The organism is Neisseria sp. P0008.S010 (assembly GCF_051962715.1).
GTDB classification, from domain to species: Bacteria; Pseudomonadota; Gammaproteobacteria; order Burkholderiales; family Neisseriaceae; genus Neisseria; species Neisseria elongata.
The window spans coordinates 1-477 of the sequence record NZ_JBQCVA010000153.1 but is presented as its reverse complement, the minus strand read 5'-3'; the positions used below and the strand labels follow the sequence as shown (position 1 = coordinate 477).

The 477-nt window shown below is 53.7% G+C and carries 1 rRNA gene; it reads right to left on the bottom strand.

The window, feature by feature from the left end:
* A 16S ribosomal RNA gene (locus ACTHSL_RS12980) occupies positions 1 to 477 on the bottom strand; the annotation flags it as partial.

Here is a 477-nt window from a genome sequence, read left to right as displayed (position 1 = left end):
GTGTATAAGAGACAGGACTACTAGGGTATCTAATCCTGTTTGCTCCCCACGCTTTCGCACCTCAGCGTCAGTACCGGACCAGTGAGCCGCCTTCGCCACTGGTGTTCTTCCTAATATCTACGAATTTCACCTCTACACTAGGAATTCCACTCACCTCTTCCGGACTCGAGACTTGCAGTATCAAAGGCAGTTCCGAGGTTGAGCCCCGGGATTTCACCCCTGACTTACAAATCCGCCTACGTGCGCTTTACGCCCAGTAATTCCGAACAACGCTAGCCCCCTTCGTATTACCGCGGCTGCTGGCACGAAGTTAGCCGGGGCTTATTCTGCGGGTACCGTCATTATCGTCCCCGCCAAAAGAGCTTTACAATCCGAAGACCTTCGTCACTCACGCGGCATGGCTGGATCAGGCTTGCGCCCATTGTCCAATATTCCCCACTGCTGCCACCCGTAGGCTGTCTCTTATACACATCTGAC